The sequence below is a fragment of the Carnobacterium sp. CP1 genome (assembly GCF_001483965.1).
GTDB lineage: Bacteria > Bacillota > Bacilli > Lactobacillales > Carnobacteriaceae > Carnobacterium_A > Carnobacterium_A antarcticum.
The window spans coordinates 2,478,569-2,505,313 of the sequence record NZ_CP010796.1; the positions used below are offsets into that span (position 1 = coordinate 2,478,569).

Here is a 26,745-nt window from a genome sequence, read left to right on the forward strand (position 1 = left end):
AACGACTTTGGGAGGAAATTAAATGATCTCGGTAAATGATTTTAAAACAGGTTTAACAATAGAGTTTGATGGTGGAATTTGGCGTGTAATTGATTTCCAACATGTGAAACCAGGTAAAGGTGCAGCTTTTGTCCGCTCTAAATTAAAAAACCTACGTAACGGTGCGGTTCAAGAAAAAACATTCCGTGCAGGTGAAAAAGTAGGAAAAGCTCAAATTGACAACCGCAAGATGCAATACTTATATGAAAATAGTGGTTCATATGTGTTTATGGATTCTGAGAATTATGAGCAACTTGAATTGCCGGAAGAATCTATTAAAGATGAATTGAAGTATTTGAAAGAAAATATGGAAGTTCACATTATGATGTTTGATGCAGAAGTTTTAGGAGTCGAACTGCCGAATACCGTTCAATTAAGAGTTGCAGAAACTGAACCGGGAATTCGTGGAGATACTTCTTCAGGCGGTACTAAAACGGCTAAGCTGGAAACAGGAACGAATATCAATGTGCCGTTCTTTGTAAACGTAGATGATGTATTGGTGGTAAATACCCAAGATGGTTCATACGTTTCACGCGCTTAACACATGAAATAGAAACAAAAAATAGTTGACTATAGGAGGTCTGCCTTATGGCTGAAGAATCAAATTTTGCAGTAAATGAGACCAAAAAAACTCTTGGCGAAATTGAAGTAGCGCCAGAAGTCATTGAAGTCATTTCAGGAATTGCAGCAAGCAAGGTAGCTGGAGTTTATGCGATGCAAGGTAAGCTGGGATCGGGCGTTTCTGAGCTATTCGGTCGCGTGGATCATAAAAAAGGAGTTCATTTAACAGCTGATGATGAAGGATTAAAAGTTGATATTTATTGCTACTTAGATTATGGGGTTTCAGTTCCCAAAGTAGCCTTGGAACTACAAGAAAAAGTTCGAGAACAACTAGTGCATATGACAGACATTGAATTAAAAGAAGTTAATGTTCATGTAGTAGGAATCGTACCAGAAAAAACTGAACTGCAAGATTTGTTCAATCTTGACGATGATGAAGACGGTGAAGAAGAGTGAGTTTAACCAGACGTGAAATTAGAGAGAAAGCCTTACAATCTCTTTTTCAACTATCGGCTAATAAAGATTTATCCACGGAAGAAGCGATGCAACAAGCTTTGACCAGCGGAGAAGATTTAGCAGATGAAGTAGAAGTTGTATCTGTACCGAAATATTTAGAATTGCTGGTAACAGGTGTCAACGAACATCAAACAGCTATAGATGAAAAAATCCAACTGCATCTTGAAAATTGGTCTATGAAACGTCTTGCAAAAACAGATTTAGTGATTATGCGAATTGCTATTTTTGAAATGCTTTATGTATCAGATGTACCGGCAAAAGTTGCTTTGAACGAAGCACTCGAAATTACAAAACTGTATAGTGATGAAAAGTCGAGAAAATTCGTGAACGGTGTTTTAGCGAACATTGTCAACGATCTAGAGGAAAAAGAGGCTGAGTAAGCCTCTTTTTCTTTTTCTTTAAAATGGTGTAAAGCGAGACTGCATTCGTTTCTTTTTTTAGCGATTGATATGGTAGAATAAGAAGGTGCAATCAATGTATCTGATACAAACGAACGAAAAAAGGATGGGATTTTCGATGAGTGCAATCATGATGAGCGGCAAAGCATTAGCAGAGGAAATGAACAGTGAAATGTTGGAAATGGTGAATAACTTAAAAACCAAAGGGATAACACCTGGTTTAGTTGTTTTATTGGTTGGCGAAGATCAAGCGAGTCAAACTTATGTCCGCAATAAAGCCAAACGAGCAGAAAAATTAGGGGTCCATTCACTGGTCAAGCGTTACCCAAATACTATTACAGAAGAAGAGTTGTTAAACGAAATTGATCGATTTAACCGGGATGCAGACTTCCACGGTATCTTAGTTCAGTTGCCGTTGCCAAAACAAATCAACGCAGAAAAAGTAGTAAATGCTGTGGATTCGAAAAAGGATGTGGATGGTTTTCATCCGCTTAATATGGGGAAATTACTGATAGGGAAACCAGATAAAATTGCTTGTACTCCTTATGGCATTATGAAATTATTGAAACGTCATCAAATTGAAATAGCAGGAAAAACTGCTGTTGTTATCGGTCGTAGCACTATTGTAGGAAAACCAATGGCGCAATTATTGCTGATGAATGATGCTACAGTAACGATGGCTCATTCAAAAACACAAAATTTGGCCGAAGTAGCCCGAACAGCAGATATTTTAGTTGTTGCTATTGGGCGGGGCAATTTTGTTACGAAAGAATTTATCAAACCAGGAGCAGTGGTGATCGATGTAGGAATGAACCGGGACGCAGATGGTAAATTGATCGGAGACATTAAAGCAGATGAAGTGGCTAAAGTAGCCGGCTATTTAACTCCAGTACCTGGCGGTGTTGGCCCTATGACCATTACGATGTTAATGTACCAAACGATCGAAAGCGCCAAAAGAATTTAAAGTGACGTAAAAGTCAGGAGGGTTTTTTTGTCAGAACAATACTTAACCGTCACAGATTTGACGAGATACATTAAACGAAAATTTGAACAAGATCCTTATTTAGGAAGAATCTATCTAACGGGAGAAATTTCAAACTTTAGAAACCGACCGAATGCGCACCAATACTTTAGTTTAAAAGATGATCGGGCGAAAATCGCCGCTATCATGTTTAAGGGAGCCTATCAAAAATTAAAATTCACACCAGAAGAAGGCATGAAGGTACTGGTGATTGGTCGTATTTCTTTATATGAAGCAAGTGGAAATTATCAGATTTATATTGAACATATGGAACCTGATGGTGTGGGAGCGTTGTACCAAGCGCTGGAAGAGATGAAACAAAAGTTGAAAAAAGAAGGGCTGTTCGAAGCGCCGAAGCAATTGCTTTCTACTTTCCCCAAAAAAATTGCAATCGTAACGAGCCCAACCGGTGCAGTGATACGCGATATTATGACGACCATCAAAAGACGGTATCCAATCGTTCAATTAGTTGTGTTTCCAACGCTTGTTCAAGGCAACAAAGCTGCTGATGACATTGTTAAAAGCATTAAAATGGTAGAAGACAAAGGCGATTTTGATACAATGATCGTTGCACGAGGCGGTGGTTCCATTGAAGATCTATGGCCATTTAATGAAGAAAAAGTAGCAAGGGCTATTTTCGAAGCTAAAACTCCCGTCATTTCATCTGTTGGCCATGAGACAGATACAACGATTGCTGATTTAGTTGCCGATGTACGAGCAGCAACGCCCACTGCAGCGGCTGAATTATCCGTTCCATTGCTGTCAGATGAAATTTTAAAGATCGAACAAATGCGGCTGCGGTTGATTCAAAGTTACATGCGAAAAATTGAAGTTTTGAGCCAACGCTTAAACCGTAGTCTGGAATCTTATATTTTTAAACAACCTCAGCGGCTTTATGAAGGCTATGCTCAAAACCTAGATCTTATTTCAGAACGATTGATCCGTTCACTAGAAGAAAAATTGACTAGTGAAAAACAAGATTTCCGATTGCTGCATTACAAGTTGCTGTCCAGCAATCCTCAACAAGTTGTGAAGCAAAAGCAGGTAGACTTACAGCAAATTACTCAACAACTGCAATTAGAAATGGATCGCTTTATGAATGATCAAGCTAAACGTTTGGAGCATAGAATGCAATCACTTGACTACTTAAGCCCGTTAAAAATTATGAACCGAGGCTATAGTTATGTGACGAAAGACGATAAAGTCCTTAAAGAAGCAAAACAAGTTGAACCAGATGATTTAATCCGCGTTCACTTGCATGAAGGTAGTTTTGAAGCTAAAGTACTGAAAAAAATGGAGGAACAAACATGAGCGCAAAAGAAAAATTGAAGTTCGAAGAAGCAATGCAGCAATTAGAAGAGATCGTTACCAATCTTGAACGTGGAGATGTACCTTTAGAAGAGGCTTTAGAGCAATTTCAAAAAGGTGTAGGCTTAAGCAAAATTTGCAAAGAAACGTTGCAAAACGCTGAAAAGACCCTTACTAAGATTGTAGATGAAAATGGGGAAGAAACCATTTTCGAGAATGAAAACGAAGAAAACTAAGGGAAGTGACAGAGCAAATGGAATTTAGTCTTTTTCAACAAAAGGAAAAACCTCAAATAGAAGCGGCTTTAGTGAGACATTTAAGCAAGGAAAAAGAGTTTGAAGGAACCCTTTATCAAGCGATGCACTACTCTTTAACAGCTGGCGGTAAAAGAATACGGCCCTTATTGTTGTTAGCGACGATCCAAACGCTGGGAGGTGAGCTTGAGCAAGGGTACGAAGCAGCTGTAGCGTTAGAATTTATCCATACTTATTCTTTGATTCATGACGATTTGCCTGCGATGGATAATGACGATTTGCGCCGCGGAAAACCAACCAATCATGTGGTCTACGGAGAAGATCTGGCTATCTTAGCAGGTGATGGGTTATTGACTCAAGCATTTGAGCTCCTTGCTGAAAGTCCCGTTTCGGATAAAAAGAAAATTGAATTAGTGCTGGCGTTAGCTAAAGCAGCTGGGCCAAATGGGATGGTTGCTGGGCAAGTAGCTGATATGGAGGGTGAAGGATCTTCGTTATCTTTAACGGCTTTAAAAGCCGTTCATGAAAAGAAAACAGGCGAGTTATTAACGTTTGCGGTTTATGCGGGCAGCGTGATAGCGAACGCACCTATTGAAATCGAGTCTTTTCTCCTCCAGTATTCCACCCATTTCGGCTTAGCTTTTCAGATTCTTGATGATATTCTTGATGTAACCGGAAATGTTGATGAACTGGGCAAAAACACGGGAATGGATGCTCAGTTAAACAAAAGTACGTACCCAGCTTTATTAACATTAGCAGGAGCAAAAGAAGCTCTTGAATACGAAATCAAAGCAGCCAAGAAAAGCTTAGCTGAAATAGAAGCAGTTTTCCTGAAAAAGGGTAAATCGATTGATACTCAATTGTTATCGGATATGGTTGATTTATTAGCCGTTCGATAAAAAGATTTGGAGGATAATATGAAAAAAGAGCGAGTAGACGTTCTTCTTGTGGAGCAAGGGTTATTTGATTCAGTAGAAAAAGCCAAACGAGCAATTATGGCAGGGATTATTTTAACGGATAAAGACGAACGAATTGATACAGCTGGAGAGAAGATTCCGGTTACGACACAATTAAAGCGCAAAGGCGAACAGTTGCGTTACGTTAGTCGCGGTGGTTTTAAACTAGAAAAGGCAATGGAAGTTTTTAATGTGAGAATCCAAGATAAAATTATGTTGGATATCGGTTCTTCTACAGGAGGATTTACGGATGCTGCTTTGCAACATGGAGCAAAATTGAGTTATGCATTAGATGTCGGAACCAATCAATTGTCTTGGAAATTACGGCAAGATCCTCGCGTTATTGTAATGGAACAAACAAATTTTAGAAACAGCAAGTTGACTGATTTTGTTTATGGACAACCTAATTTAGTTTCAATTGATGTTTCGTTTATTTCTTTGCGTGTTATTTTGCCGGTATTAAAAGATATTATTGCTTTAAAAGGCGATGTCTTAGCTTTGATCAAACCTCAATTTGAAGCAAATCGTACAGATGTAGGCGAAAAAGGGATTGTGCGTGATCCGGAAATCCATCGACAAGTGTTAACAAAGATGGTTCAATTTGCACTTGATTTGGGATACGATGTTCAAGCAGTGGATTTTTCTCCTATTACTGGAGGACACGGCAATATTGAGTTCTTAGCTCATTTTGTATGGACTGATAAAAAACATGGGACAATGGCTAGTTCAGTGAATCTTGAACTGGTTTTAATAGATGCTTATAAAGCTTTTAAAACAACCAATAAATAAAAAAACAAATTTTGTATAGTTTTATACAAAATTTGTTTTTTTATAGGCGATTTTTGGAAATAGCTGGATTCCTGTATACGGTTTTGCTTTTATATCTGTATAATGTACGGTATGATAAAGAAAATAATGTATATTTATACTGAATATTAAAATGAGGTGAAATGATGAAGAAGAAAGAGCGGCATCGTTTATTACAAAATCTGATTCAAGAGCATATTATTGAAAAGCAAGAGGATTTTGTGCGTATTTTAGAAGAGAAGGGGATCGAGGTGACGCAAGCTACTATTTCCCGCGATATCAAAGAACTTCAGCTGGTAAAAGTTCCTGCTCCAACCGGAGGCTATCGTTATAGTTTGCCCCCAGATGTTCAGCACAATACCTCAAAAAAATTAGAGCGTTTATTAAAAGATGCCTTTGTTTCAATCGATGTGCAGGACTATTTTCTTTTGCTTCGGACAATTCCAGGCAATGCTTTTGCTTTGGGTTCTTTGATCGATCTTTCCGATTTCTCTGAAATATTTGGAACCATATCAGGAGATGACAATGTTTTGATTATCTGTCGTTCTGAAGAACAAGCAAAAAATTTAAAAAATCATTTTATTAGTTTGATTTAATACTAGGCAACGGACAAGTTGATGGGAGTGAAGCAATTTGTTACAAGAATTAACCATTAAAAACTTTGCCATCATTCATGATTTGAATCTAAGTTTTGAATCGGGTATGACAGTTTTAACAGGGGAAACCGGAGCAGGGAAATCCATTATTATTGATGCAGTCGGCTTATTGGCTGGTGGACGCGGTTCAAATGAATTCATTCGTCATGGTGAGAGCAAATGTGTCTTGGAAGGGTTGTTTTCAATTGAAGACAATCAACTGACTTATGAGTTGCTAAATTCTTATGATATTGAAATGGAGGATGGCACCCTTATTATTCAACGAGATATTCATCGCAATGGTAAAAATGTCTGCCGCATCAATGGACGCCTGGTGAATATTGCGACTTTACGTTTAATAGGAGAAACGATCATTGATATTCATGGTCAAAACGAGCACCAAGAGCTAATGAACCCTGAGCGGCACTTGGCAATGTTAGATCAATTTGGAGATAAAGAGCTGCACCGGCTTAAAGCCGCTTACGGAACAACCTATGCTGCTTACAAAGAAGTTAAAAAAGCCTATGATAAATGGCAAAATAGTGAACAAGAATTGGCGCAACGTTTGGATATGCTGCAGTTTCAAGTGAATGATATTGAAATGGCTGAGCTAGGCGATCATGAGGAAGAAGAGTTGTTGGAAGAAAAAAATCTATTAATGAATTACCAAAAGATCACAGCGGCTTTATCAGGCAGTTATGATGCTTTACAGGGTGAAGAAAACAGCGGGATCGATCTGATTGGTCAAGCTATGTCCGAAATGAGTTCAATTGAAGACATTGATGGTACGTACAAACTTTTATCAGAAACGATTGCAAATAGTTACTTTCAATTGCAAGAAGCAGCAAGCGACATCTTAAGAGAAATGGATCAAATGGCTTATGATGAAAATCGGTTAAATGATATTGAAAAACGGTTGGAATTGATTCACCAAATGAAGCGTAAATATGGAGATTCTATTGCAGAGATCAAATCTTATTATGAAAAAATTGCCGTAGAACTGCTTCAAATCCAAAACCGAGAAGATCACATTAATCATTTGATCAAAGAACTGAATACTCTTTCGGAAAAGGTGATTCAGCAAGGCAAAACCTTGACGAAAAAGCGACAAAGCGTTGCAAAACAATTAGAAGCGGCCATTCATGAACAACTAAAAGAATTATTCATGGAAAAAGTTGTTTTTGAGGTACAATTTTTTAATGGAAAAGCGGAACCAACGTTAGAAACCGCCCGAGAAATAGGATTAGATCATGTAGAATTTTATATCGCGACTAATTTAGGAGAACCTTTAAAATCACTAGCTAAAGTGGCCTCTGGGGGAGAATTATCCAGAATGATGTTAGCGTTGAAAACTATTTTTTCAAAGTCACAAGGCATTACCAGTATCATTTTTGATGAAGTCGATACGGGTGTCAGCGGGCGTGTGGCACAAGCGATTGCAAACAAAATTTATATGGTTGCGATTCATTCGCAAGTTTTATGTATTACCCATTTGCCGCAAGTAGCGGCGATGGCGGATCATCATTTATTTATATCAAAAACAATAGTAGCTGAACGGACAGAAACACATGTTGAAGCATTGGCAGAACCTCAAAAAGTAGAAGAAGTTGCCAGAATGTTGGCTGGAACTGAAATTACAAAGCTAACGCTAGAACATGCAAAAGAACTGCGCGAATTAGCGAAAAATCAAAAAACAAAACAATTAAACTAACTAAAAAGGGAGTGAGACAAAAAGCGTTTAGACCCGAATCTTCTACTTCGCATACCGTATCCCTAAGCAGCTAAAGCTGCAAGGGCTAAGGAAACTGGAACGGATAAGCGCAGTATGGTCACAGACCATCGAGCATTATTCGTGAAGTGGACGTCGGGTCTGCTTTTTGGAACACGTTCTAGAATAAATATTCGGATATGCAAAAGAGGTTGGGACTTTTGTCCCAACCTCTTATTTTTGTTTTGTGAAAAAATCAGAGTATAGCTAACGCAGAAATGAATGCTGATCCAAGCATGGAAACTAACATTACCCAAACAAAAACTTTAGTCCATTTCTTGGTTGCAGGCGTCTTTTTATCTTTATTCGCCATGAGCTGATTCGCCTACTTTCATTACAGATATTTCTTATAGTCTACACTGAAACAGGTAGCTTTATCAAGTGGTATTTAAAAATAATCATTTTTTTTCAAAAACCAGGTGGTTAGAATACTGATTAAAATAATAATGAGAATCATGATCCAAAAAGCTCCGGGGGTTTTATCAATAGGTAAGTTGACATTCATCCCCCAAAGTCCTCCGATAATAGTGGGAATGGTTAAAACGATCGTAACAGAAGTTAGAAACTTCATGATGTTGTTTAAATTATTAGAAACAACAGATGAGAAAACAGCACTCATCTGTGTTAATAATTGATCGGTTTCTTCGATCATCACTTCAGCTTGACGGTTTTCTACGATCACATCGTGAAGCAAATTCCGATTTTCAGTGTGTTGAGTAAACAGTTCAATTTCTTTTAAATCATTAAAAATAGGGTGGCTTGCATGAATAGAAGTATTAAAATAAACTAAGCTTTTTTGCAATGACATCAAAGCAAAAAGCTGTTCATTTTTAGTTGTGATCGTTAATTGTTGTTCCATAGCTTCTGTTTTTTTTATGATTTCTTTTAGACAAGAGATGTAATTAAACGAAATCTGCCAAGCAATTTCCAAAGCGAACTGTGCTGGTTTTTTGGTATCGACTGGATAATCTGTTTCATTTCGGATTATCTTTTCCATAAAAAAAGGCAGATCTTCAGCAGCGGTGATGATGGTGTTTTCAGTTAAAATAATGCCAAATGGAATCGTTATGTATTCGTCATACCCTAATGTATTTGTTACTTTGCAAGGATAGTTAAATATAATCAAATTTGGATCTTCAGCTGGATTCAATCCTAACTTTTCTTGCCGCGGAACTTCGTCTGGGTCCTGAATACTAGTAAGATAATCTTTTGGAAAGTTAAAGTGTTCAGCTAAATAATCGATTTCTTCAGCTGTAGGTTTAGAAACATGTAACCAATCTGTGATTTGTCCTTTTTCAGCTACTACCATGTTACCATCAGCATCAGTATGATAAGATTGGTACATAATAATCCTCCTTTGTTGGTGTTCGACTACAATTATGTATTTTTTATCGAATCATCTATCTTTATCATACACTATTTTGATCAAAAGGAGCTAACAAAGAGCAGGCAGATATGAAAAAAGGCTCTATATAAGGTTGAGAGCCGAATAGAAAGTAGGAAAAAGAAATGAGAAAGTGGAATGAGAAAAGATTAGTGGAAACGTTTCTTGAATTGGTTCGAATTGATTCAGAAACGCGATCAGAACAAGCTATCCAAGCTTTTTTGAAAGAACAATTCACAGCCTTAGGACTAACCGTAGCAGAAGATCAAACAATGGAAGAAACGGGTTTTGGTGCAAATAACTTAATTTGCACATTAGAAGGTGCAACAGACATCACGCCGTTTTTCTTTTCAAGTCATATGGACACGGTTACGCCAGGTAAGGGAATTAAGCCTATTATCAAAGATGATATTATTTATTCAGATGAAACAACTATTTTGGGGGCAGACGATAAGGCCGGTCTAGCTATTATGTTAGAATTGATTAGAACACTCCAAGAAAACCACGTTAAACACGGGACCATAGAGTTTATCATCACTGTTGGAGAAGAAAGCGGCTTAGTAGGAGCAAAAGCGTTTGATGTAACACCGATGGTAGCAAATCTGGGTTTTGTATTGGATACAGGTGGCCCTGTGGGCAGCATTACTATCGGCAGTCCAACACAATACCGAATCAAAGCTTTGATTCAAGGTATTTCTGCTCATGCAGGGTTAGAACCTGAAAAAGGGTTGTCTGCTGTTCAAATTGCTGCTGAAGCTATTCGTCAAATGCAATTAGGTCGTATCGATAAAGAAACGACAGCAAATATTGGATTGATTTCTGGAGGAACAGCGACTAACGTGGTCATGGAACGACTAGAGGTCGTGGCTGAAGCTCGGTCTTTGTCTAAAGAGGCATGTGTTGCTCAAGTTCAACATATGAAAGAAACATTTGAACGAGTTGCAAAAGAAATGGGTGGAAAAGCCATTGTGATAACAGAAAAAAAATATGACGGTTACCGCTTTGACGAATCGACCGAAGTTGTGCAAATGGCCGCTAAAGCTATTTCAACTATTGGCAGAACACCGAGTTATGAGATGAGCGGTGGAGGCAGCGACGCTAATATTTTTAATGGAAAAGGCAAACAAACAACTAATTTAGCCATTGGCTACGAAAAAATACACACGGTTAAAGAATACCTTCCAATTAAAGAATTACTGAAGGGATTAGAAATGGCCTATGCACTAGTTGTCGGCATGGCCAACAAATAAGAGTTATGAAGCATTCCTTCCTTTTAATTTCAGCTTTTTTTTGGTAGGATAGTAAAGATAGAAGAAATAAAAAAATGGAAAATAAAATGAAGTTTCGAGGGGGAGAGTTTACGAATGAGTAAACAACAAATTGGTGTCGTTGGAATGGCTGTAATGGGAAAAAATTTAGCGCTAAACATCGAAAGCAGAGGGTATAGCGTCTCTATTTTTAACCGTACCGGTTCGAAAACAGAAGCTGTAATTGCAGAAAATCCTGACAAAAATCTTGTTCCAACTTATACAATGGAAGAATTTGTGGAGTCACTAGAAAAACCACGCCGGATATTACTGATGGTTCAAGCAGGTAAAGGAACAGATGCTACTATTCAAGGCCTATTGCCCCATCTTGATGCTGGAGACGTACTGATTGATGGCGGAAATACATTCTTCCAAGATACTATACGCCGTAGCGAAGAGCTAGCTGAATCTGGCGTTAACTTTATTGGAACTGGTGTTTCTGGTGGAGAAGAAGGAGCTTTATTGGGCCCTGCCATCATGCCAGGCGGACAAAAAGAAGCGTATGACTTAGTTGCACCGATTTTAGAAAAAATTGCTGCTGTTGCCGAAGATGGCGAACCTTGTGTCACTTATATCGGGCCAAATGGAGCAGGCCATTATGTTAAAATGGTGCATAATGGAATCGAGTATGGAGATATGCAATTGATTGCTGAATCATATGATTTATTGCGAAAAGTTGTTGGGTTATCAGTCGATGAAGTTGCTGAAGTTTTTGCTGAATGGAACAAAGGCGAGTTAGACAGTTTCTTGATTGAAATCACCGCTAATGCTTTAACGAAAAAAGATCCTGAAACGGGTAAACCAATGGTCGATATCATTTTAGACCGTGCAGGCAACAAAGGTACCGGAAAATGGACATCACAAAGTGCATTAGATTTAGGCGTACCTCTTCCACTGATTACAGAGTCAGTTTTTGCTCGTTATATTTCTGCATTAAAAGAAGAACGTGTTGCTGCAAGCAAGATCTTACCAGCACCAGCTAGTTATTCATTTGACGGAGATAAAGCTGAATTGGTTGAAAAAATTCGACAAGCTTTGTACTTCAGCAAAATCATGAGCTACGCACAAGGATTTGCTCAAATGCGTACAGCCAGTGAAGAATACGATTGGAACTTGCAGTATGGCGAAATTGCGAAAATTTTCCGTGCTGGTTGTATCATTCGTGCTCGTTTCTTACAAAAGATCACGGATGCCTATGCTAAGGAACCAAATTTGAAGAATTTGATGTTGGATGGGTACTTCATGGATATCACAAAAAACTATCAAGATGCCGTTCGTGATGTTATTGGAATTGCTGTAAAAGCTGGCGTTCCAATTCCTACATTCTCTTCAGCTATTGCTTATTACGACTCTTATCGAACAGCTGATTTGCCGGCTAACATCATCCAAGCACAAAGAGATTACTTTGGTGCTCATACTTATGAAAGAACCGACAAAGCCGGAACTTTCCACTTCGACTGGTATGGCAATGAAGGACAAGAAGAACTTTAAATCAGTTAATGATTGATTTGCTAAGAGCAACTGTATAGAGTGAATTAAGAGCTAGAGAGTTTTATTTCTCTAGCTCTTAATTTGTGGATAAAAATAAATCAAGCAGAAAAATTGACTCATAAATCAAAAACTCTCATTTATTTCTAATTTATGGTAGAATTCTAATAGTAAGATGAGAATTTTATTGAGAAATTAAGATTAGCGTGGTATTGTAACACAAGCAAAGAACAGTGAAAATAGAAGAACAGGTGGGTATATGATGAATAAAATATTAATTATTGAAGATGAAAAAAACTTAGCACGTTTTGTTGAGCTTGAGTTAAAACACGAAGGCTATGAAACTGAAGTTCGCTATGATGGTCGTTCAGGTTTAGAAGCAGCTTTAGCCGAAGGGCAAGAATGGGACGTTATTTTACTTGATTTAATGTTGCCGGAATTAAACGGTATCGATGTTTGCCGCCGTATTAGACAAGTCAGCAGTGTGCCGATTATTATGATGACTGCTAGAGACTCCGTGATCGATCGTGTCTCTGGTTTAGATCATGGAGCAGATGACTATATCGTTAAACCGTTCGCCATTGAAGAATTATTAGCCCGCATGCGTGCTTTATTCCGCCGTATTGAAATTGAAAGTGAACAAAACATCACTAAACAAACAACAGTGACGTATCGTGACTTGACAATTGAGAAAGAAAACCGCGTGGTTCGCCGTGGCGATGAAGTGATTGAATTGACCAAAAGAGAATATGAACTATTATTAGAACTAATGGAAAACATTAATGTTGTATTAGCACGGGATGTATTATTAAATAAAGTATGGGGTTACGAAACAGAAGTAGAAACAAATGTAGTAGACGTTTATATCCGTTACTTACGGAATAAAATTGATGTTCCAGGCGTTGAGGGATACATTCAAACGGTTCGTGGAACGGGATATGTGATGCGTTCGTGAAACGACCATCTTTTGACGGAAACGAACAAAAAAAAAAAGGAAAACGAATTTCGTTGAAGTGGAAATGGACAATGGGAGCAGCATTGGCCATCTTCTTAACTTTTTCTGTTTTTTCTGTCGCTATTTTTATAGGATTCAGACAAATTTTATTGACCCAAGAGAACGAAGATGTAAAAGAAACTTTATTTGGAGTCGCTAATCGATTGAACAATGAATCTGCCAGTTTATCAAAAGAAACGGTCTATATGGCTTTAAGCGGTACGTATACATCAACTCCGATTGAAATGAATGATGAATTCGACCAACGAAATTTAGTATACGGACAGCCAAACAATTTCCAAGATACTATTTTTGCTAAAATGAACGAAGAAGGGATCATGGTTCGTGTCTATAGTCCTACTTTACGTTTATTATTTGAGTCTAAGCGAAAGGACATCCCTTTTGAAAAAACAGCTCAGCCTTTGATCGAGTCGATCGATATCGATGGCACACAAGGCTTCCAAGGAACCATGCCCATTTATTCCAAAAGAACGCAACAGCTGATTGGTTATGTTCAAGTTACAAGCGAGATGGGCAACTATTATCGGATGAATGAACGAATTATTTTGGCTCTGGTTGCTATCAACATCCTGGCATTGATATTCAGCAGTATTATAGGCTATATGCTGGCTATCAACTTCTTGAAGCCGCTCAAAAAAATCACGAATACCATGAATGACATACGACAAGATACTCAATCAACTTCTCGGATTGAAATTGCTGAAAGCAATGATGAATTAACCCATTTATCAAATGTCTTCAATGACATGTTAGATAAAATGCAAAAATATATTGAGCAACAGAAACAGTTCGTAGAAGATGTTTCCCATGAGCTGCGAACTCCGGTTGCGGTTATGGAAGGGCATTTGAAATTGCTTGACCGTTGGGGAAAAAAAGATCCTGAAATTCTAGATGAGTCGCTGTCAGCTTCTTTACAAGAAATTGAACGGATGAAAAGCCTCGTGCAGGAAATGTTGGATTTATCAAGAGCAGAACAAGTTGAAATTCATTATAAAAATGAAAAGACGGCTATTAAACCTTTAGTCTTGCAAACCGTCAATAATTTCAAAATGATTCATCCGGATTTTGTCTTTAATTTAGATGATGCTGTGGATGAAGAAGTTTATGTTTCCATTTATCGAAACCATTTGGAGCAAATATTGATTATATTGTTGGATAATGCTGTGAAATATTCAACTGACCGCAAAGAAGTCCATGTATCGATCGCTGTCGAGAACCGCGTATTAGATATTGCTATCCAAGATTTTGGTGAAGGAATGACGCATGAGGATACGGAAAGAATTTTCAATCGTTTTTACCGTGTCGATAAAGCTAGGAGCCGGCATAAAGGCGGAAACGGATTGGGATTGGCTATTGCAAAAGAATTATTGCTTGGCTATAAAGGATCTATTTCTGTTGAAAGTGTCTTAGAATATGGCTCTATTTTTAGAATCAAACTGCCTATTTATGAAGAAGAATCGAACGATTAAATAGTTTTTCGTTTAGTTATGCAAAAAAAGACTGCCTTTCCAATCCCTTAAAGGAATGGAAAGGCAGTCTTTTTTAGTTAAGTTTAAAAGCTATCTTCGTTGTTGTTTGCCAGCATTTCGTCCACGAGCCGATCCAGCGTTTCGTTTCATTGCGGGTGGCTGTTGGTCGGTACTAACTTCAGTTGACTTAAGCGGCTCAACTGTTTTGATTGGCCGTTCTTTTTTAGGTCGGTTTTTCATCTCTTCAGCGATTTGTGCTTGTATTCTTGGTTTGAAGTGGAAATTCGTAATAAGAGTTTGGAAAACCCCGAAAAATCCTCCAACTAACCAATACAAACCTAAACCAGCAGGAGAAGAAATAGTAAACATCACTATCATGATAGGGTTCATATACATCATAGTCTTCATCTGTTTCTTTTGCTCCGGAGCGATACCGATCATTGAAACATACGCTTGGACTAGATAAATCAGACCAGCTGCAATTGCTAATGGGATATTTCGATCACCTAAATTGATGCCCAAAAACGTGCTGTTTGCGATTTCTGGTGATAAACGGATAGCTTGAAACATGGCCGTAAAGACAGGCATTTGAATCAATAAAGGCAGACATCCGATACCGCCCAACATGCTCATATCATTGTCTTTGTATAGAGCCATCAAATCTTGTTGCGCAGCAGCTTTTTCTTCTGGTGTTTGTGCTGCTTTCTGCTTGGCTTGAATAACATCCATTTCAGGCTTGATGAAGGCTGTTTTTTCTTGTTGAACTAAAGATTTCTTAGATTGGCTCAGGTTTAAAGGCAAGATGATGACTCGTACAATTAACGTAATGATGATAATCGCAATACCATAGTTGCCGTTAAATGCATCTGCTAACCAAAGAATAAGTTGTTGCGTTGGAACGACTAAAAACTCATATATAAAGCCTTTAGGATTTCCTTGTTTATCTTGTCCCATACAACCGGAAAGAAAGAGCACCATACTCAAAAGCGATCCAGTTAAAAGGAGCTTATTTAATTTTTTCATTGTTCACTATCCTTCATTATGTTTTTTACCGATAACACAATTAACTATACAGGAATCGTGAAACGATTTCAATTGCTTACGGAAAATTTATCTTTTACTGGTAAAGACGAATCTTCGGTTATTTCTAAATGCTCAACATTTCCGCTAGGAGTAGGCGATTTTCGAATTTCTTCAATAAATGCATCTATTTTTTGTGGTTCTCCATTTGCTTCAATATAGACGCTGCCATCCATTTCATTGCGAACAAGACCAAAAACACCTATTTGATCGGCAACCATTTTAGTCATATAGCGAAAACCGACACCTTGTACACGCCCAGTTACAGTTAATGTTACTTTTTTCATCATTAATTCTCCTCCTTGTGTTTCTTCAATTATAGTTGTTTTTTTACTTTTTACGTATGAAAGATTTATCAGGAGTTAATATAAAAGCACTTTTAAATCGTTCAAAAAGAGTCACTTTTAAAAACCTCACTTTCTGTTGAAGACTGATGTTGATAGAGATGAATTGAAAAGGGTTTACCTTCATTCTATAAGTCAAATGCGAATCCGTCAAACAATCTGCGGCCCTGCTAAAAAGAAGCAAGGTATGCTATAATACAATCAAAATTGGGGGAAAGCAGATGTTTCAAGTAATGGAGTTGCAAGGAGAATATGAACCTTGGTGGTTTTTTGATGATTGGAAAAAACAAATAAAGAGCATTCAAACATTTGAAACGTTTGATGAAGCAATCCGCGAATACCAAACGCAGTTCATGGATTTCCAGAAGACCTACCCTCATCATCAAACAAAAAAAGGGTACTTAACCGCTTTTTGGGATGAGAGTCAGAATCAATATTGCATTGAATGTGAAGATGACATACAATTATTTCATAGTTTGATTCTGTTAAAAGAGTATCAATTGATTGAAGCGGAAGAAATAGTATCCAACTGAATAGTTTAGAAACAGAAAGGAAATTAAATGAAAACTTTAATTATTTCCGAAAAACCTAGTGTAGGAAAAGAAATCGCTCGAGTATTGGGAGCTAACCAGAAAAATAAAAGTTATATCGAAGGCAAAGACATTATCGTGACTTGGGCATTGGGTCATTTGCTAGGCTTGAAAATGCCGGAAGACTATAAACAAGAGTGGGCAACATGGGATATGGAAAGCTTGCCATTGATTCCAGCCAAAATGCAAATCAAACCCTTAAAGAATACCGGTCACCAATTAAAAGCCATCAAACAATTAGCTCAAAGAAAAGACATCGACCAAGCAGTGATTGCAACTGATGCAGGACGAGAAGGAGAATTGGTTGCTAGATGGATTCTTGAATACATCAAATTCAATAAACCGGTCAAACGACTTTGGATCTCTTCGCAAACGGACCAAGCGATCCGTACAGGATTCAAACAACTGCAACCGAGCAAGAAATACGATGCACTTTATGACGCTGCCGTTGCTCGTTCAGAAGCAGATTGGCTGATTGGCTTGAATGTCACCAGAGCTTTAACCGTTAAATATCAAGACAGTCTATCAGCGGGACGAGTACAAACACCTACCTTAGCCATGATCAGAAAACAAGAAGCGCTAATCGAACAATTTATACCGGAGACTTTTTTTACTGTGGAATTAAATGTAGCTGGGCAATCTGCTGTACTTAAAGAGGGTGCTCCGCATAAATTTAAGGAACGTGTACAAGCGGAAGAATTAGTCAGCCGGTTGACATCAGAACCTGTGATGGTCCAAGAAGTAAAAGAAAAGCAGCAAGTACATGCTGCACCGCTGCCTTATGATTTAACGGAACTGCAGCGGGAAGCTAATCAACGCTATCAATTTTCAGCTAAAAAAACGTTGAGCGTGATGCAAACTCTTTATGAACGCCATAAAGTCCTATCTTATCCTAGAACCGATTCAAAACATCTAACTGACGATATGTCAGCAACGATGAAAGATCGTTTACAAGCGATACACGGATTCTTTCCTGAAGAAGTAAAAGGGATCTTGAAACGAGGGGGAGTTGTTACTCAAAAGTCTGTTTTTAATAACGCTAAAGTGACAGATCACCATGGTATTATTCCAACAGAAGAAAGGCCTCGACCAGAAAAAATGGATCAGGATGAGTTGCGAATCTATCGTATGGTCGTAGAACGTTTCTTAGGTTTGTTTTTACCTTCATACAAAGAAGTGAAAACAACTTATACATTGGCTGCTGCTGATGTGACCTTTACTTTGCAGCAAGTTGTTGTTGTAGAAAAGGGATGGCGCAAAACGGAAGCTCAAAAACCGCAAACGATTTACAAAAAAGGGGAACGGTTGAGCCAAACGACCGTTCAAATCAAAAAACGGTTGACGGAAGCACCAAGTCGGCTGACAGAAGCTGCGTTACTGCAGAAAATGGAGAATAATGGCTTAGGAACAGCTGCTACACGGGCTGAAATTATTGAAAAGTTAATTAGCAGCGATTTAATGGAACGTCAATTGACGAAGTTGACGGTTTCGCCTAAAGGCAAACAATTATTGACATTAGTTAATCCAGCTTTAGTCACTCCTGAATTGACCAGTAAATGGGAAAAATCTTTAGAAGAGATTGCAGCCGGAACATTAAAAAAAGACGAATTTTTAAAACAAATCACAACTGAAGCTAAGCGTTTGGTCAAAGAGATCAAACTGAGTGAGCAAACGTATAAAGATTATTCGCTTACCTCAAAAGTGTGCCCAGATTGTGGGGAATTATTGAAAGAACGCAATAGTCGTGATGGAAAAATGCTTGTTTGCAGCAGTACGGATTGTTCTTATCGTCGTCGAAAAGATCCAAAAGTATCCAATCGCCGATGTGCTCAATGCCATCGTAAAATGGAGATTCATGAAGGGAAAAAAGGGAAATTTTTTAAATGCAAATACTGCAACCTTTCTGAAAAAATGAGTGATACAAAAAACAAAAAAGTAAATAAGCATGAAACAAAACGCATTATGCAAAAAATGAATCAAGAAGCGCAAGAAGAAATGGAAAGTCCACTGGCATTAGCCCTCAAAGCAGCCATGGAAAAACAAGGGAATTAATTGAAAAGAAAGCCTTGCACGTTCACTGTATATGGATTCTTGGACAAAGTTTGTTTTTATCCAGGAACAATCCAGTGTGATGCAAGGCTTTTATTTAATGAGGCTACAGCGGCAATTCCGCTTTTCGCTCATTTTGTGTATAATAGGAAAAGAATGCGGAGGAGGTAGAGTAGTTGTGGCAGCAAGAAAAAAAAGCACCACTAAAAAAAGAACAAAACGCAATCTTTCAATTGAAGTCATCGGAGTTATCTTTATTATTTTAAGTTTATTTGCAGCATCTCAATTGGGTTTTGTTGGCAGATTGAGCGCCAACTTATTTCGTTTTTTTATTGGTAACACCTTTTTATTTGCGGCATTATTGTTGGCTGTATATGGCATCTATTTAGTTATCAAAGGAACCGAGCCTCCTTTTAAAAATAAGCGGATAATTGGGTTAGGTTTATTGTATGGCGGAACGTTATTGTTGCTGCATGCTTTATTATTTGCACCTATTATTCATGCTGATGTAAATGTCCTTTCTGCGACATTGCGTTTCTTTATGCCGGATATGACTAAAAATGAGATTACTCAATCGGTAGGTGGTGGAATGATTGGTGCCGGATTATATGCACTCAGTTATTTTTTATTTGCCCAATGGGGAACGTATTTAATGGTTGGGATTCTTTGGTTTATTGGGAGCTTTTTCGTTTTCGGATGGTCATTTAAATATTTTATGGATTTTGTTCGTCTCACATCGAAAAAAATATTTCAAAACATTAAGGACTTTTTTGCACAAATGGGTACGCGTTTTCGAAATTGGAACAAGCTGCGAACTCAAGAAAAGCTTACGCCGGAAACTGGCGTGAATCCAGCTAAAGAAAAGGAAAATACTAAAAAAAATCGCGTTAAACCACTTAAAGTAGATGTGCCAGAAACGAAAGTCAATGAACAACCAAGTAAAACAGATCCATTGCAACTAGAAATCGATAGTTATCAGAGTCGTTTACAAGCAGAAGGAACGAAAGAGGCAAAAGCAGAAGAGCCAGAAGAATCAAGCGATGACAGTAGTAAGCTGGAATTTGATATCCAAGCTGAAGCCGAAAATGCTGATTACCAATTGCCGCCCTCGTCTTTACTAGATGAAGTAAAACAAACGGATCAAACCAATGAATATGCATTGATTCAACGAAATGTTAAAAAACTAGAAGAAACGTTTCAGAGTTTTGGAGTAGACGCAAAAGTAACCAAAGCCAATCTTGGTCCAGCAGTGACAAAATATGAAGTTCAACCAGCAGTAGGTGTAAAGGTCAGCAAAATTGTTAGCTTAAGTGACGACTTAGCCTTAGCTTTGGCTGCTAAAGATATCCGGATAGAAGCGCCTATTCCTGGAAAACCTTTTATTGGAATTGAAGTACCAAATAGTGAGGTCAGTATTGTGGCGTTCCGTGATGTTATTGATGGACAAGTGAAAAACAGTGAAAAATTATTAGAAGTTCCACTAGGAAGAGATATTTCAGGTAATGTAGCCATGGCTGATTTAACGAAAATGCCGCATTTATTAGTGGCAGGATCAACGGGTAGTGGTAAATCTGTTTGTATCAATGGCATTATCACTAGTTTATTGATGAAAGCTAAACCAAACGAAGTTAAATTAATGATGATTGATCCTAAGATGGTAGAATTGAATATTTATAATGGGATTCCTCATTTGCTAACACCTGTCGTAACCAATCCTAAAAAAGCAGCTCAAGCTTTACAAAAAGTCGTAGCCGAAATGGAACAACGCTATGAGTTGTTTGCTGCTAGTGGTCAACGGAATATTGCGGGGTACAATCAGTTTATTTTAGAGCAAAACTTAGAAAATGGTGAAAGTCATCCGACTTTGCCTTTTATTGTGGTGATAGTGGATGAATTAGCTGATTTAATGATGGTAGCCAGCAACGAAGTAGAAGATGCCATTATTCGTTTGGCCCAAATGGCTAGAGCAGCAGGGATCCACATGATTTTAGCTACGCAAAGACCAAGTGTCGATGTTATTACAGGCATCATCAAGGCCAATGTCCCATCGCGGATCGCCTTTGCCGTCTCTAGCGGAATCGACTCACGGACGATCATTGACAGCAGTGGGGCTGAAAAGCTTCTTGGACGTGGAGATATGTTGTATTTGCCGATGGGTGAAAATAAGCCTGTCCGTGTTCAAGGAGCCTTCATATCGGATGCTGAAGTGGAAAGAGTTGTTTCGTTTGTAACCACACAACAAGGAGCAAACTATGTTGAGGCAATGATGCCGACGGAAGAACCTCAAACTACAAGCGGTGAAGTACAAGACGAAGTTTATGATGATGCTGTTCAAATGATCGTAGAAATGCAGACAGCCAGTATCTCTTTATTGCAGAGACGTTTTAGAATTGGGTACAATCGTGCAGCGCGACTCATTGATGAGATGGAAATGCGTGGTATCGTTGGTCCATCTGAAGGAAGCAAGCCAAGAAAAGTGAACATTACGGAAGTTCCAGGTGAGCCTGGCGATGATTTAGCAGAACAGTAGCTATTCATAAAAAGCCAAATCACCAGCTGGGAAAAGGTTGAGCATCTAGATCAACCTTTTTTGTCGTTTAAAAGAACAAGGTTTATGCAAAATGAGAAGGCGATTAAAAAGTGAACATTTTTTGAGTAAAACGCTTGCAATCATCGTTTTATGGTTTATTTTATCTTATAAAGATGGTACTATAAATACGAGGGTGAATGAATGTTTATTTATTCGCACTAAAAAAATATTGGGGGTTTTTTTAATGAAAAAACGCAATTATATGAGTCTTTTAGCTTTAGGATTAATTTCAGGTGCGACATTAGCAGCCTGTGGTTCAGACGATTCAGCTACACCTTCAGATACTGCATCAGATTCAGGCGATGATTTTTCTGTCGTAATGGTTACTGATGTAGGTGGAGTGGATGACAAATCTTTTAACCAATCTGCTTGGGAAGGTATGCAGGAATGGGGAGAAGACAACGGTAAAAAAGAAGGCGCAGATGGATATACTTATATTCAATCAAATGAAGACTCAGATTTTGTTACCAATTTAAATAGTGCAGTAAATGCCAATTTCGATTTGATCTATGGAGTTGGATTTAAATTACAAGAAGCAATGACAGATGTAGCTGGACAAAACGAAGATCAGCAATTCGTCATTATTGATTCAGTTATCGACGCACCAAACGTTGAATCTGTTTTATTTAAAGACCAAGAAGCAGCCTTTTTAGCTGGAGTTGCTGCTGCAGAATCAACTGAAACTGGAAAAATCGGATTTATCGGCGGACAAGAAAGTGAAGTTATTTCACGTTTTGAAGCTGGATTTGTTGCCGGTGTCAAAGAAGTTGACCCTGCAATTGAAGTAAACGTAGAATACGTAGGTTCTTTTGGAGATGCTGCACGTGGAAAACAATTAGCAGCAGCAATGTATAGCAGCGGAATCGATATTATTTATCAAGCAGCTGGTGATTCAGGTAACGGAGTCTTCTCTGAAGCTAAAGACCGTATGAATGCTGATCCATCTGAAAAACTTTGGGTAATCGGCGTTGACCGTGACCAAGAAGAAGAAGGTAAATACGATTCTGGCAACTTAACATTAACGTCTACGCTTAAAGGTGTTGGAGCAGCCGTTAAAGATATTGCAAACGATACGATGGCTGGAAACTTCACTGGCGGAGAAACGGTGAACTTTGGTTTAGCTGAAGGCGGCGTTGATTTGACAGATGGCAGTCTGACTGATGAAGTTAAGAAAAGTATTGAAGACTACAAAGAAAAAATCATTAACGGAGATATCGAAGTACCAGAAACCCCTGAAAAATAAAAAAACCAAATTCAATTGAACTTCAGTGAAAAGACCGGATGCTCATTCCGGTCTTTTCACATCTTAGGACAAAAAATGACTTATCCATTAGAGGATACAAGAGGTTTAGGTTTTACAAGAGAGCTGCTAATTGAAAAAGTCCTATTATTTGCATGGCAATTAAATAAAAAAAGAATTCACTGTAGCTCCTGTTTAGTAAATAACGTATAATAGATAATGAATTCAAGCAATTGAAAAGGAGTGAGTCCATCGTGTCGGAAACCGATTTCGTCATAGAAATGAAAGGTATCACCAAGGAGTTTGGTACCTTTAAAGCGAACGATAACATTAATCTACAGCTTAAAAAAGGCGAGATTCATGCTCTGTTAGGTGAAAATGGAGCAGGAAAATCAACTTTGATGAATATCTTATCGGGTCTTTTAGAACCCACATCAGGTGAAATATTGATGAATGGAAAAGAAGTTCTGATCAATTCTCCAGGTATGGCGAATAAATTAGGAATTGGAATGGTTCATCAGCATTTTATGTTAGTAAAGAAATTTACTGTAACGGAAAACATTATATTGGGCAGTGAACCTAATAAAGCTGGAGTGCTAGACAAAAACAAAGCCAAACAAGCCATCAAAGATTTATCAGAAAAATATGGTTTATTGGTAGATCCTGCTGCAAGAGTTGAAAGCATTTCTGTTGGAATGGAACAACGGGTAGAAATTTTGAAGACATTATACCGAGGAGCAGAGGTTTTAATTTTTGATGAACCTACAGCCGTGTTGACTCCTCAAGAGATCAAAGAATTGATGCAAATCATGAAAGCTCTGACTCGCGAAGGAAAGTCGATCATTTTGATCACACATAAATTAGATGAAATCAAGCAAGTTGCTGATAGATGTACGGTTATTCGTCGAGGCCAAAGTATTGATACCGTTGACGTAGCTTCAAGTTCGCAACAAGAATTAGCAGATATGATGGTTGGACGTTCGGTTTCATTTAAGACTGAAAAAAAAGCTGCACAACCAAAAGAAGTTGTTCTTTCTGTCCAAGATATTACAGTTCAAGAAGATCGCGGGTTAGAAGCAGTTAAAGCATTGAGCTTAGAAGTTCGTGCTGGTGAGGTCTTAGGGATTGCTGGAATTGATGGAAATGGGCAAAGCGAATTAATTCAAGCGATCACAGGACTTGCTAAAATAGAAAGTGGAAAGATTCTTTTAAATGGAGAAGAGATCCAAAATAAACAACCCCGCAAGATTACGGAAAATGGGTTAGGGCATATTCCTGAAGACCGCCATAAATATGGCTTGATTCTGCCTATGAGTTTGGAAGAAAACATTGCTTTACAAACGTATTATAAAAAACCATTAAGCGAACATGGCTTTTTACATCCAAAGGCGATTAAACAATATGCGAAAAAGTTAATTGGAGAATTTGATGTTCGGACACAAAATGAAATGGTGCCGGCTAGTGCCTTATCCGGCGGGAATCAGCAAAAAGCGATCATCGCCAGGGAAATCGATCGCGATCCATCATTGCTGATTGCTGCACAACCCACTCGTGGGTTAGACGTTGGAGCGATTGAATACATCCATAAACGTTTGATCGAACAACGGGATAATGGAAAAGCCGTTTTATTAATGAGTTTTGAATTGGATGAGATTTTAAATGTTTCAGATCGTATTGCGGTTATGTATGATGGAAAAATCGTGGCCATTGTAAAACCAAAAGAAACAACCCAACAAGAATTAGGTCTGCTGATGGCAGGTTCATCTCTTGAAAAAGCAAGAGCAGCTGCTGATCAAGAGAGTGGAAAGGAGCGGTCTCATATTGAACAATAAAGGAAAATGGAATAATATATTGGTTCCACTGCTTTCTGTTGTCTTAGGATTAGTATTGGGAGCTTTGATCATGTTTGCATTTGGTTATGATCCAATCGCTGGATACCAATCTATGATCAAGGGAGCTTTTGGTAATTCTTTTTATATCGGTGAGACATTGAGACAAGCAACCCCATTAGTTTTTACAGCACTTGGCTTTTCAGTAGCGTATACAGCTGGATTCTTTAATATTGGGGTCGCTGGACAAGCTTTGTTAGGTTGGTTGTGTTCCGTTTGGTTCGCTTTAACGTTCCCGGAATTACCCGGTCTGCTATTGCTGTTTTTAAGTTTGGTTGTCGGAGCAGTAGCTGGAGCAATATGGGCTGGCATTGCAGGATTTTTACGTGCTTATTTTAACACTAGTGAAGTTATTGTAACGATTATGTTGAATTATACCGCTCTTTATACCACTAATTATTTGATTCGTAACGTTTTGACAAATGCTTCAGATACAACGTCTCGTATCCCTGCAGGTGCAAGTCTTCGGGTAGAATGGTTGACAACTTTAACGAAGAACTCAACATTGCATGCTGGAATTTTTATTGCTTTATTCATGGCTGTAGTGGTTTGGATTCTGATGAAAAAGACAACCAGCGGTTTTGAAATCCGGGCAGTAGGACTAAACCCGTTTGCTTCCAAATACGCTGGAATGAGTACGAAACGCAATATCATTGTTTCTATGCTGATCAGTGGAGCTCTTGCTGGTTTAGGCGGAGCGATGGAAGGAATGGGCACATTCCAAAATATATTTGTTCAAGGAGCAATGCCGACGATTGGGTTTGACGGGATGGCCGTTGCTTTACTTGGTTTAGGAAATCCTGTTGGTATTTTATTCTCTGCATTGTTGTTTGGAGCTCTTAAAATTGGCGGAAATAGTATGCCGTTAATGGCAGGTGTGCCAACTGAAGTCGTGGATATTGTGATTGCTTCTATTATATTCTTTGTTGGAGCCAACTACTTGATCCGTTTCTTCATTGATAAACGGGCTAGAGTAAACAAAGGAGGAGTAAAATAAGATGGATGTTATGAGTGTATTGCAACTTGTCTTTTCTTCAGCGTTAGTCTATTCGGCCCCTCTTATCTTAACAGCATTAGGTGGAACTTTTTCTGAACGTAGTGGAATTGTTAACGTCGGCTTGGAAGGAATCATGGTCATGGGTGCCTTCGGTTCCGTAGTCTTTAACTTGTCCTTTGCGAGTCAATTTGGAAATTGGACACCTTGGGTAGGAGTTATTGTAGGCGGAGTGATCGGAATTTTGTTTTCGTTGATTCACGCTGTTGCAACCATCAATTTACGGGCAGACCACATTATTTCAGGAACGGTTATTAACTTGATGGCGCCTGCTTTAGCGGTCTTCTTAACTCGTGTATTGTATGATGGACGCGGCCAAACAGATATTATTCCTAAAAACTTTGGAAAAGCGAATATTCCATTATTGGAAAAGATTCCCGTTATTGGCGATATTTTCTTTAAAGGAACTTCTGCACCAGCTTTTGTAGGAATTCTGATAGCTGTTTTATGTTGGTTTGTGTTATTCAAAACTCGTTTTGGATTGCGTTTGAGAGCTGTAGGGGAACACCCTCAAGCAGCAGATACTTTAGGAATCAATGTTTATGGAATGAAATATGCCGGTGTGCTATTATCCGGTCTCTTAGGCGGAATGGGAGGAGCTATTCAAGCTCAAGCAATTTCATTGAACTTTTCCGCTTCAACCATTGCTGGTCAAGGGTTTATTGCAATGGCAGCTATGATTTTTGGTAAATGGAATCCTTTAGGCGCAATGGGCGCAGCTATTTTCTTTGGGTTTGCTCAAAGTTTAGGTGTAATCGGCAATTATATACCGTTTATCCAGGATGTTCCAAGTGTCTGGCTGCAAATTGCTCCTTATTTAATTACGATCGTCGTATTGGTAGGAGTTATCGGAAAATCAGAAGGTCCAGCAGCAAATGGTAAGACTTATATCAAATCGAAGTAAGGAATTTACGAAAAAACAATCAGAGATTTTTATCTGATTGTTTTTTTTCGTATTGAACGGGATGCTTCACATTTCTTCT

General features: G+C 38.3%; 25 protein-coding genes. 21 read left to right on the forward strand and 4 right to left on the reverse strand.

All coding sequences use genetic code 11. The features are described from left to right. Positions 1–22: 22 nt before the first annotated feature. The 10 genes from efp (at position 23) to recN (ending at position 8,206) form a co-directional block, all read left to right on the forward strand. Positions 23–580: an elongation factor P gene (gene efp, locus NY10_RS11760; RefSeq protein WP_058920110.1), complete on the forward strand. Its 558-nt coding sequence runs from the start codon at positions 23–25 to the stop codon at positions 578–580. A 47-nt stretch (positions 581–627) separates the two neighbouring features. After that, positions 628–1,056, forward strand: a complete 429-nt coding sequence (locus NY10_RS11765; protein WP_058920111.1) for an Asp23/Gls24 family envelope stress response protein — start codon at positions 628–630, stop codon at positions 1,054–1,056. Beyond that, on the forward strand, positions 1,053–1,496 hold the full coding sequence (gene nusB / locus NY10_RS11770) for a transcription antitermination factor NusB (RefSeq protein WP_058920112.1): 444 nt from the start codon (positions 1,053–1,055) through the stop codon (positions 1,494–1,496). Before NY10_RS11765 ends, nusB begins: the two co-directional genes overlap by 4 nt. Positions 1,497–1,632: 136 nt before the next feature. Further along, complete coding sequence (folD, locus tag NY10_RS11775) at positions 1,633–2,478, forward strand: bifunctional methylenetetrahydrofolate dehydrogenase/methenyltetrahydrofolate cyclohydrolase FolD (protein ID WP_058920325.1); 846 nt, start codon at positions 1,633–1,635, stop codon at positions 2,476–2,478. Between the two features lie 57 nt (positions 2,479–2,535). Beyond that, positions 2,536–3,846: an exodeoxyribonuclease VII large subunit gene (gene xseA, locus NY10_RS11780; RefSeq protein WP_376831311.1), complete on the forward strand. Its 1,311-nt coding sequence runs from the start codon at positions 2,536–2,538 to the stop codon at positions 3,844–3,846. Beyond that, entirely contained in the window at positions 3,843–4,079 is a 237-nt protein-coding gene (locus NY10_RS11785; RefSeq protein ID WP_058920114.1) for an exodeoxyribonuclease VII small subunit, read from the forward strand. Before xseA ends, NY10_RS11785 begins: the two co-directional genes overlap by 4 nt. 17 nt (positions 4,080–4,096) lie before the next feature. Next, the gene (locus NY10_RS11790) at positions 4,097–4,996 is read left to right on the forward strand and encodes a polyprenyl synthetase family protein (protein WP_058920115.1); all 900 of its coding nucleotides are present in this window, start codon (positions 4,097–4,099) and stop codon (positions 4,994–4,996) included. Between the two features lie 18 nt (positions 4,997–5,014). Next, positions 5,015–5,842, forward strand: a complete 828-nt coding sequence (locus tag NY10_RS11795; RefSeq protein ID WP_058920116.1) for a TlyA family RNA methyltransferase — start codon at positions 5,015–5,017, stop codon at positions 5,840–5,842. A 164-nt stretch (positions 5,843–6,006) separates the two neighbouring features. Further along, positions 6,007–6,456, forward strand: coding sequence for an arginine repressor (gene argR / locus NY10_RS11800; RefSeq protein ID WP_058920117.1), 450 nt, complete (start codon positions 6,007–6,009; stop codon positions 6,454–6,456). Between the two features lie 37 nt (positions 6,457–6,493). After that, entirely contained in the window at positions 6,494–8,206 is a 1,713-nt protein-coding gene (gene recN / locus NY10_RS11805) for a DNA repair protein RecN (protein WP_058920118.1), read from the forward strand. Between the two features lie 253 nt (positions 8,207–8,459). Here the strand turns inward: recN and NY10_RS12990 are convergent, their stop codons facing one another. Together NY10_RS12990 and NY10_RS11810 are read right to left on the reverse strand one after the other, a co-directional pair. Next, entirely contained in the window at positions 8,460–8,576 is a 117-nt protein-coding gene (locus NY10_RS12990; protein ID WP_082664247.1) for a DUF4044 domain-containing protein, read from the reverse strand. A 75-nt stretch (positions 8,577–8,651) separates the two neighbouring features. Next, entirely contained in the window at positions 8,652–9,608 is a 957-nt protein-coding gene (locus NY10_RS11810; protein ID WP_058920119.1) for a magnesium transporter CorA family protein, read from the reverse strand. A 164-nt stretch (positions 9,609–9,772) separates the two neighbouring features. Between NY10_RS11810 and NY10_RS11815 the strand changes: the two genes are divergently transcribed. The 4 genes from NY10_RS11815 (at position 9,773) to NY10_RS11830 (ending at position 14,926) form a co-directional block, all read left to right on the forward strand. After that, a complete protein-coding gene (locus NY10_RS11815) occupies positions 9,773–10,897 on the forward strand; it encodes a M20/M25/M40 family metallo-hydrolase (protein WP_058920120.1) in 1,125 nt (374 codons plus the stop codon). Between the two features lie 114 nt (positions 10,898–11,011). After that, positions 11,012–12,445 (forward strand): NADP-dependent phosphogluconate dehydrogenase, encoded by a 1,434-nt coding sequence (gene gnd / locus NY10_RS11820; RefSeq protein ID WP_058920121.1) that lies wholly within the window; start codon positions 11,012–11,014, stop codon positions 12,443–12,445. 259 nt (positions 12,446–12,704) lie between these two features. Beyond that, positions 12,705–13,397 carry a response regulator transcription factor gene (locus NY10_RS11825; RefSeq protein ID WP_058920122.1) on the forward strand — a complete coding sequence of 231 codons (693 nt, stop codon included), beginning with the start codon at positions 12,705–12,707 and terminating at the stop codon, positions 13,395–13,397. After that, positions 13,394–14,926 carry a HAMP domain-containing sensor histidine kinase gene (locus NY10_RS11830; RefSeq protein ID WP_231726744.1) on the forward strand — a complete coding sequence of 511 codons (1,533 nt, stop codon included), beginning with the start codon at positions 13,394–13,396 and terminating at the stop codon, positions 14,924–14,926. Before NY10_RS11825 ends, NY10_RS11830 begins: the two co-directional genes overlap by 4 nt. 90 nt (positions 14,927–15,016) lie before the next feature. Here NY10_RS11830 and yidC read toward each other — a convergent pair whose 3' ends face one another. After that, on the reverse strand, positions 15,017–15,949 hold the full coding sequence (gene yidC, locus NY10_RS11835; protein ID WP_058920123.1) for a membrane protein insertase YidC: 933 nt from the start codon (positions 15,947–15,949) through the stop codon (positions 15,017–15,019). A 68-nt stretch (positions 15,950–16,017) separates the two neighbouring features. Further along, the gene (locus NY10_RS11840) at positions 16,018–16,293 is read right to left on the reverse strand and encodes an acylphosphatase (RefSeq protein ID WP_058920327.1); all 276 of its coding nucleotides are present in this window, start codon (positions 16,291–16,293) and stop codon (positions 16,018–16,020) included. Positions 16,294–16,571: 278 nt separating this feature from the next. On the opposite strand from NY10_RS11840, the gene NY10_RS11845 reads away from it, so the two are divergent. From NY10_RS11845 to NY10_RS11875, 7 genes are all read left to right on the forward strand, one after another. Beyond that, positions 16,572–16,883 carry a DUF1033 family protein gene (locus NY10_RS11845; RefSeq protein ID WP_058920124.1) on the forward strand — a complete coding sequence of 104 codons (312 nt, stop codon included), beginning with the start codon at positions 16,572–16,574 and terminating at the stop codon, positions 16,881–16,883. Positions 16,884–16,910: 27 nt separating this feature from the next. Continuing rightward, positions 16,911–18,992, forward strand: coding sequence for a DNA topoisomerase 3 (locus NY10_RS11850; protein ID WP_058920125.1), 2,082 nt, complete (start codon positions 16,911–16,913; stop codon positions 18,990–18,992). A 175-nt stretch (positions 18,993–19,167) separates the two neighbouring features. Beyond that, a complete protein-coding gene (locus NY10_RS11855) occupies positions 19,168–21,519 on the forward strand; it encodes a DNA translocase FtsK (RefSeq protein ID WP_058920126.1) in 2,352 nt (783 codons plus the stop codon). Positions 21,520–21,763: 244 nt separating this feature from the next. Beyond that, positions 21,764–22,822: a BMP family lipoprotein gene (locus NY10_RS11860; protein WP_058920127.1), complete on the forward strand. Its 1,059-nt coding sequence runs from the start codon at positions 21,764–21,766 to the stop codon at positions 22,820–22,822. A 278-nt stretch (positions 22,823–23,100) separates the two neighbouring features. Further along, positions 23,101–24,651 carry an ABC transporter ATP-binding protein gene (locus NY10_RS11865; RefSeq protein WP_376821378.1) on the forward strand — a complete coding sequence of 517 codons (1,551 nt, stop codon included), beginning with the start codon at positions 23,101–23,103 and terminating at the stop codon, positions 24,649–24,651. Continuing rightward, the gene (locus NY10_RS11870) at positions 24,641–25,705 is read left to right on the forward strand and encodes an ABC transporter permease (RefSeq protein ID WP_058920129.1); all 1,065 of its coding nucleotides are present in this window, start codon (positions 24,641–24,643) and stop codon (positions 25,703–25,705) included. The genes NY10_RS11865 and NY10_RS11870 overlap by 11 nt, the downstream gene beginning before the upstream one ends. 1 nt (position 25,706) lies before the next feature. Next, positions 25,707–26,666 carry an ABC transporter permease gene (locus NY10_RS11875; protein WP_058920130.1) on the forward strand — a complete coding sequence of 320 codons (960 nt, stop codon included), beginning with the start codon at positions 25,707–25,709 and terminating at the stop codon, positions 26,664–26,666. The last annotated feature ends 79 nt before the right edge of the window (positions 26,667–26,745 follow it).

Excerpts from the sequence above, each read along its gene's own strand:
- NY10_RS11765 (WP_058920111.1), top strand. The coding sequence starts at position 628 with ATGGCTGAAGAATCAAATTTTGCAGTAAATGAGACCAAAAAAACTCTT.
- folD (WP_058920325.1), top strand. The coding sequence starts at position 1,633 with ATGAGTGCAATCATGATGAGCGGCAAAGCATTAGCAGAGGAAATGAAC.
- NY10_RS11865 (WP_376821378.1), top strand. The coding sequence starts at position 23,101 with ATGAAAGGTATCACCAAGGAGTTTGGTACCTTTAAAGCGAACGATAAC.
- NY10_RS12990 (WP_082664247.1), bottom strand. The coding sequence starts at position 8,576 with ATGGCGAATAAAGATAAAAAGACGCCTGCAACCAAGAAATGGACTAAA.
- NY10_RS11850 (WP_058920125.1), top strand. The coding sequence starts at position 16,911 with ATGAAAACTTTAATTATTTCCGAAAAACCTAGTGTAGGAAAAGAAATC.
- NY10_RS11795 (WP_058920116.1), top strand. The coding sequence starts at position 5,015 with ATGAAAAAAGAGCGAGTAGACGTTCTTCTTGTGGAGCAAGGGTTATTT.
- NY10_RS11790 (WP_058920115.1), top strand. The coding sequence starts at position 4,097 with ATGGAATTTAGTCTTTTTCAACAAAAGGAAAAACCTCAAATAGAAGCG.
- yidC (WP_058920123.1), bottom strand. The coding sequence starts at position 15,949 with ATGAAAAAATTAAATAAGCTCCTTTTAACTGGATCGCTTTTGAGTATG.
- gnd (WP_058920121.1), top strand. The coding sequence starts at position 11,012 with ATGAGTAAACAACAAATTGGTGTCGTTGGAATGGCTGTAATGGGAAAA.
- NY10_RS11840 (WP_058920327.1), bottom strand. The coding sequence starts at position 16,293 with ATGAAAAAAGTAACATTAACTGTAACTGGGCGTGTACAAGGTGTCGGT.
- NY10_RS11785 (WP_058920114.1), top strand. The coding sequence starts at position 3,843 with ATGAGCGCAAAAGAAAAATTGAAGTTCGAAGAAGCAATGCAGCAATTA.
- NY10_RS11860 (WP_058920127.1), top strand. The coding sequence starts at position 21,764 with ATGAAAAAACGCAATTATATGAGTCTTTTAGCTTTAGGATTAATTTCA.
- NY10_RS11845 (WP_058920124.1), top strand. The coding sequence starts at position 16,572 with ATGTTTCAAGTAATGGAGTTGCAAGGAGAATATGAACCTTGGTGGTTT.
- NY10_RS11815 (WP_058920120.1), top strand. The coding sequence starts at position 9,773 with ATGAGAAAGTGGAATGAGAAAAGATTAGTGGAAACGTTTCTTGAATTG.
- NY10_RS11810 (WP_058920119.1), bottom strand. The coding sequence starts at position 9,608 with ATGTACCAATCTTATCATACTGATGCTGATGGTAACATGGTAGTAGCT.
- argR (WP_058920117.1), top strand. The coding sequence starts at position 6,007 with ATGAAGAAGAAAGAGCGGCATCGTTTATTACAAAATCTGATTCAAGAG.
- efp (WP_058920110.1), top strand. The coding sequence starts at position 23 with ATGATCTCGGTAAATGATTTTAAAACAGGTTTAACAATAGAGTTTGAT.
- NY10_RS11825 (WP_058920122.1), top strand. The coding sequence starts at position 12,705 with ATGAATAAAATATTAATTATTGAAGATGAAAAAAACTTAGCACGTTTT.
- NY10_RS11875 (WP_058920130.1), top strand. The coding sequence starts at position 25,707 with ATGGATGTTATGAGTGTATTGCAACTTGTCTTTTCTTCAGCGTTAGTC.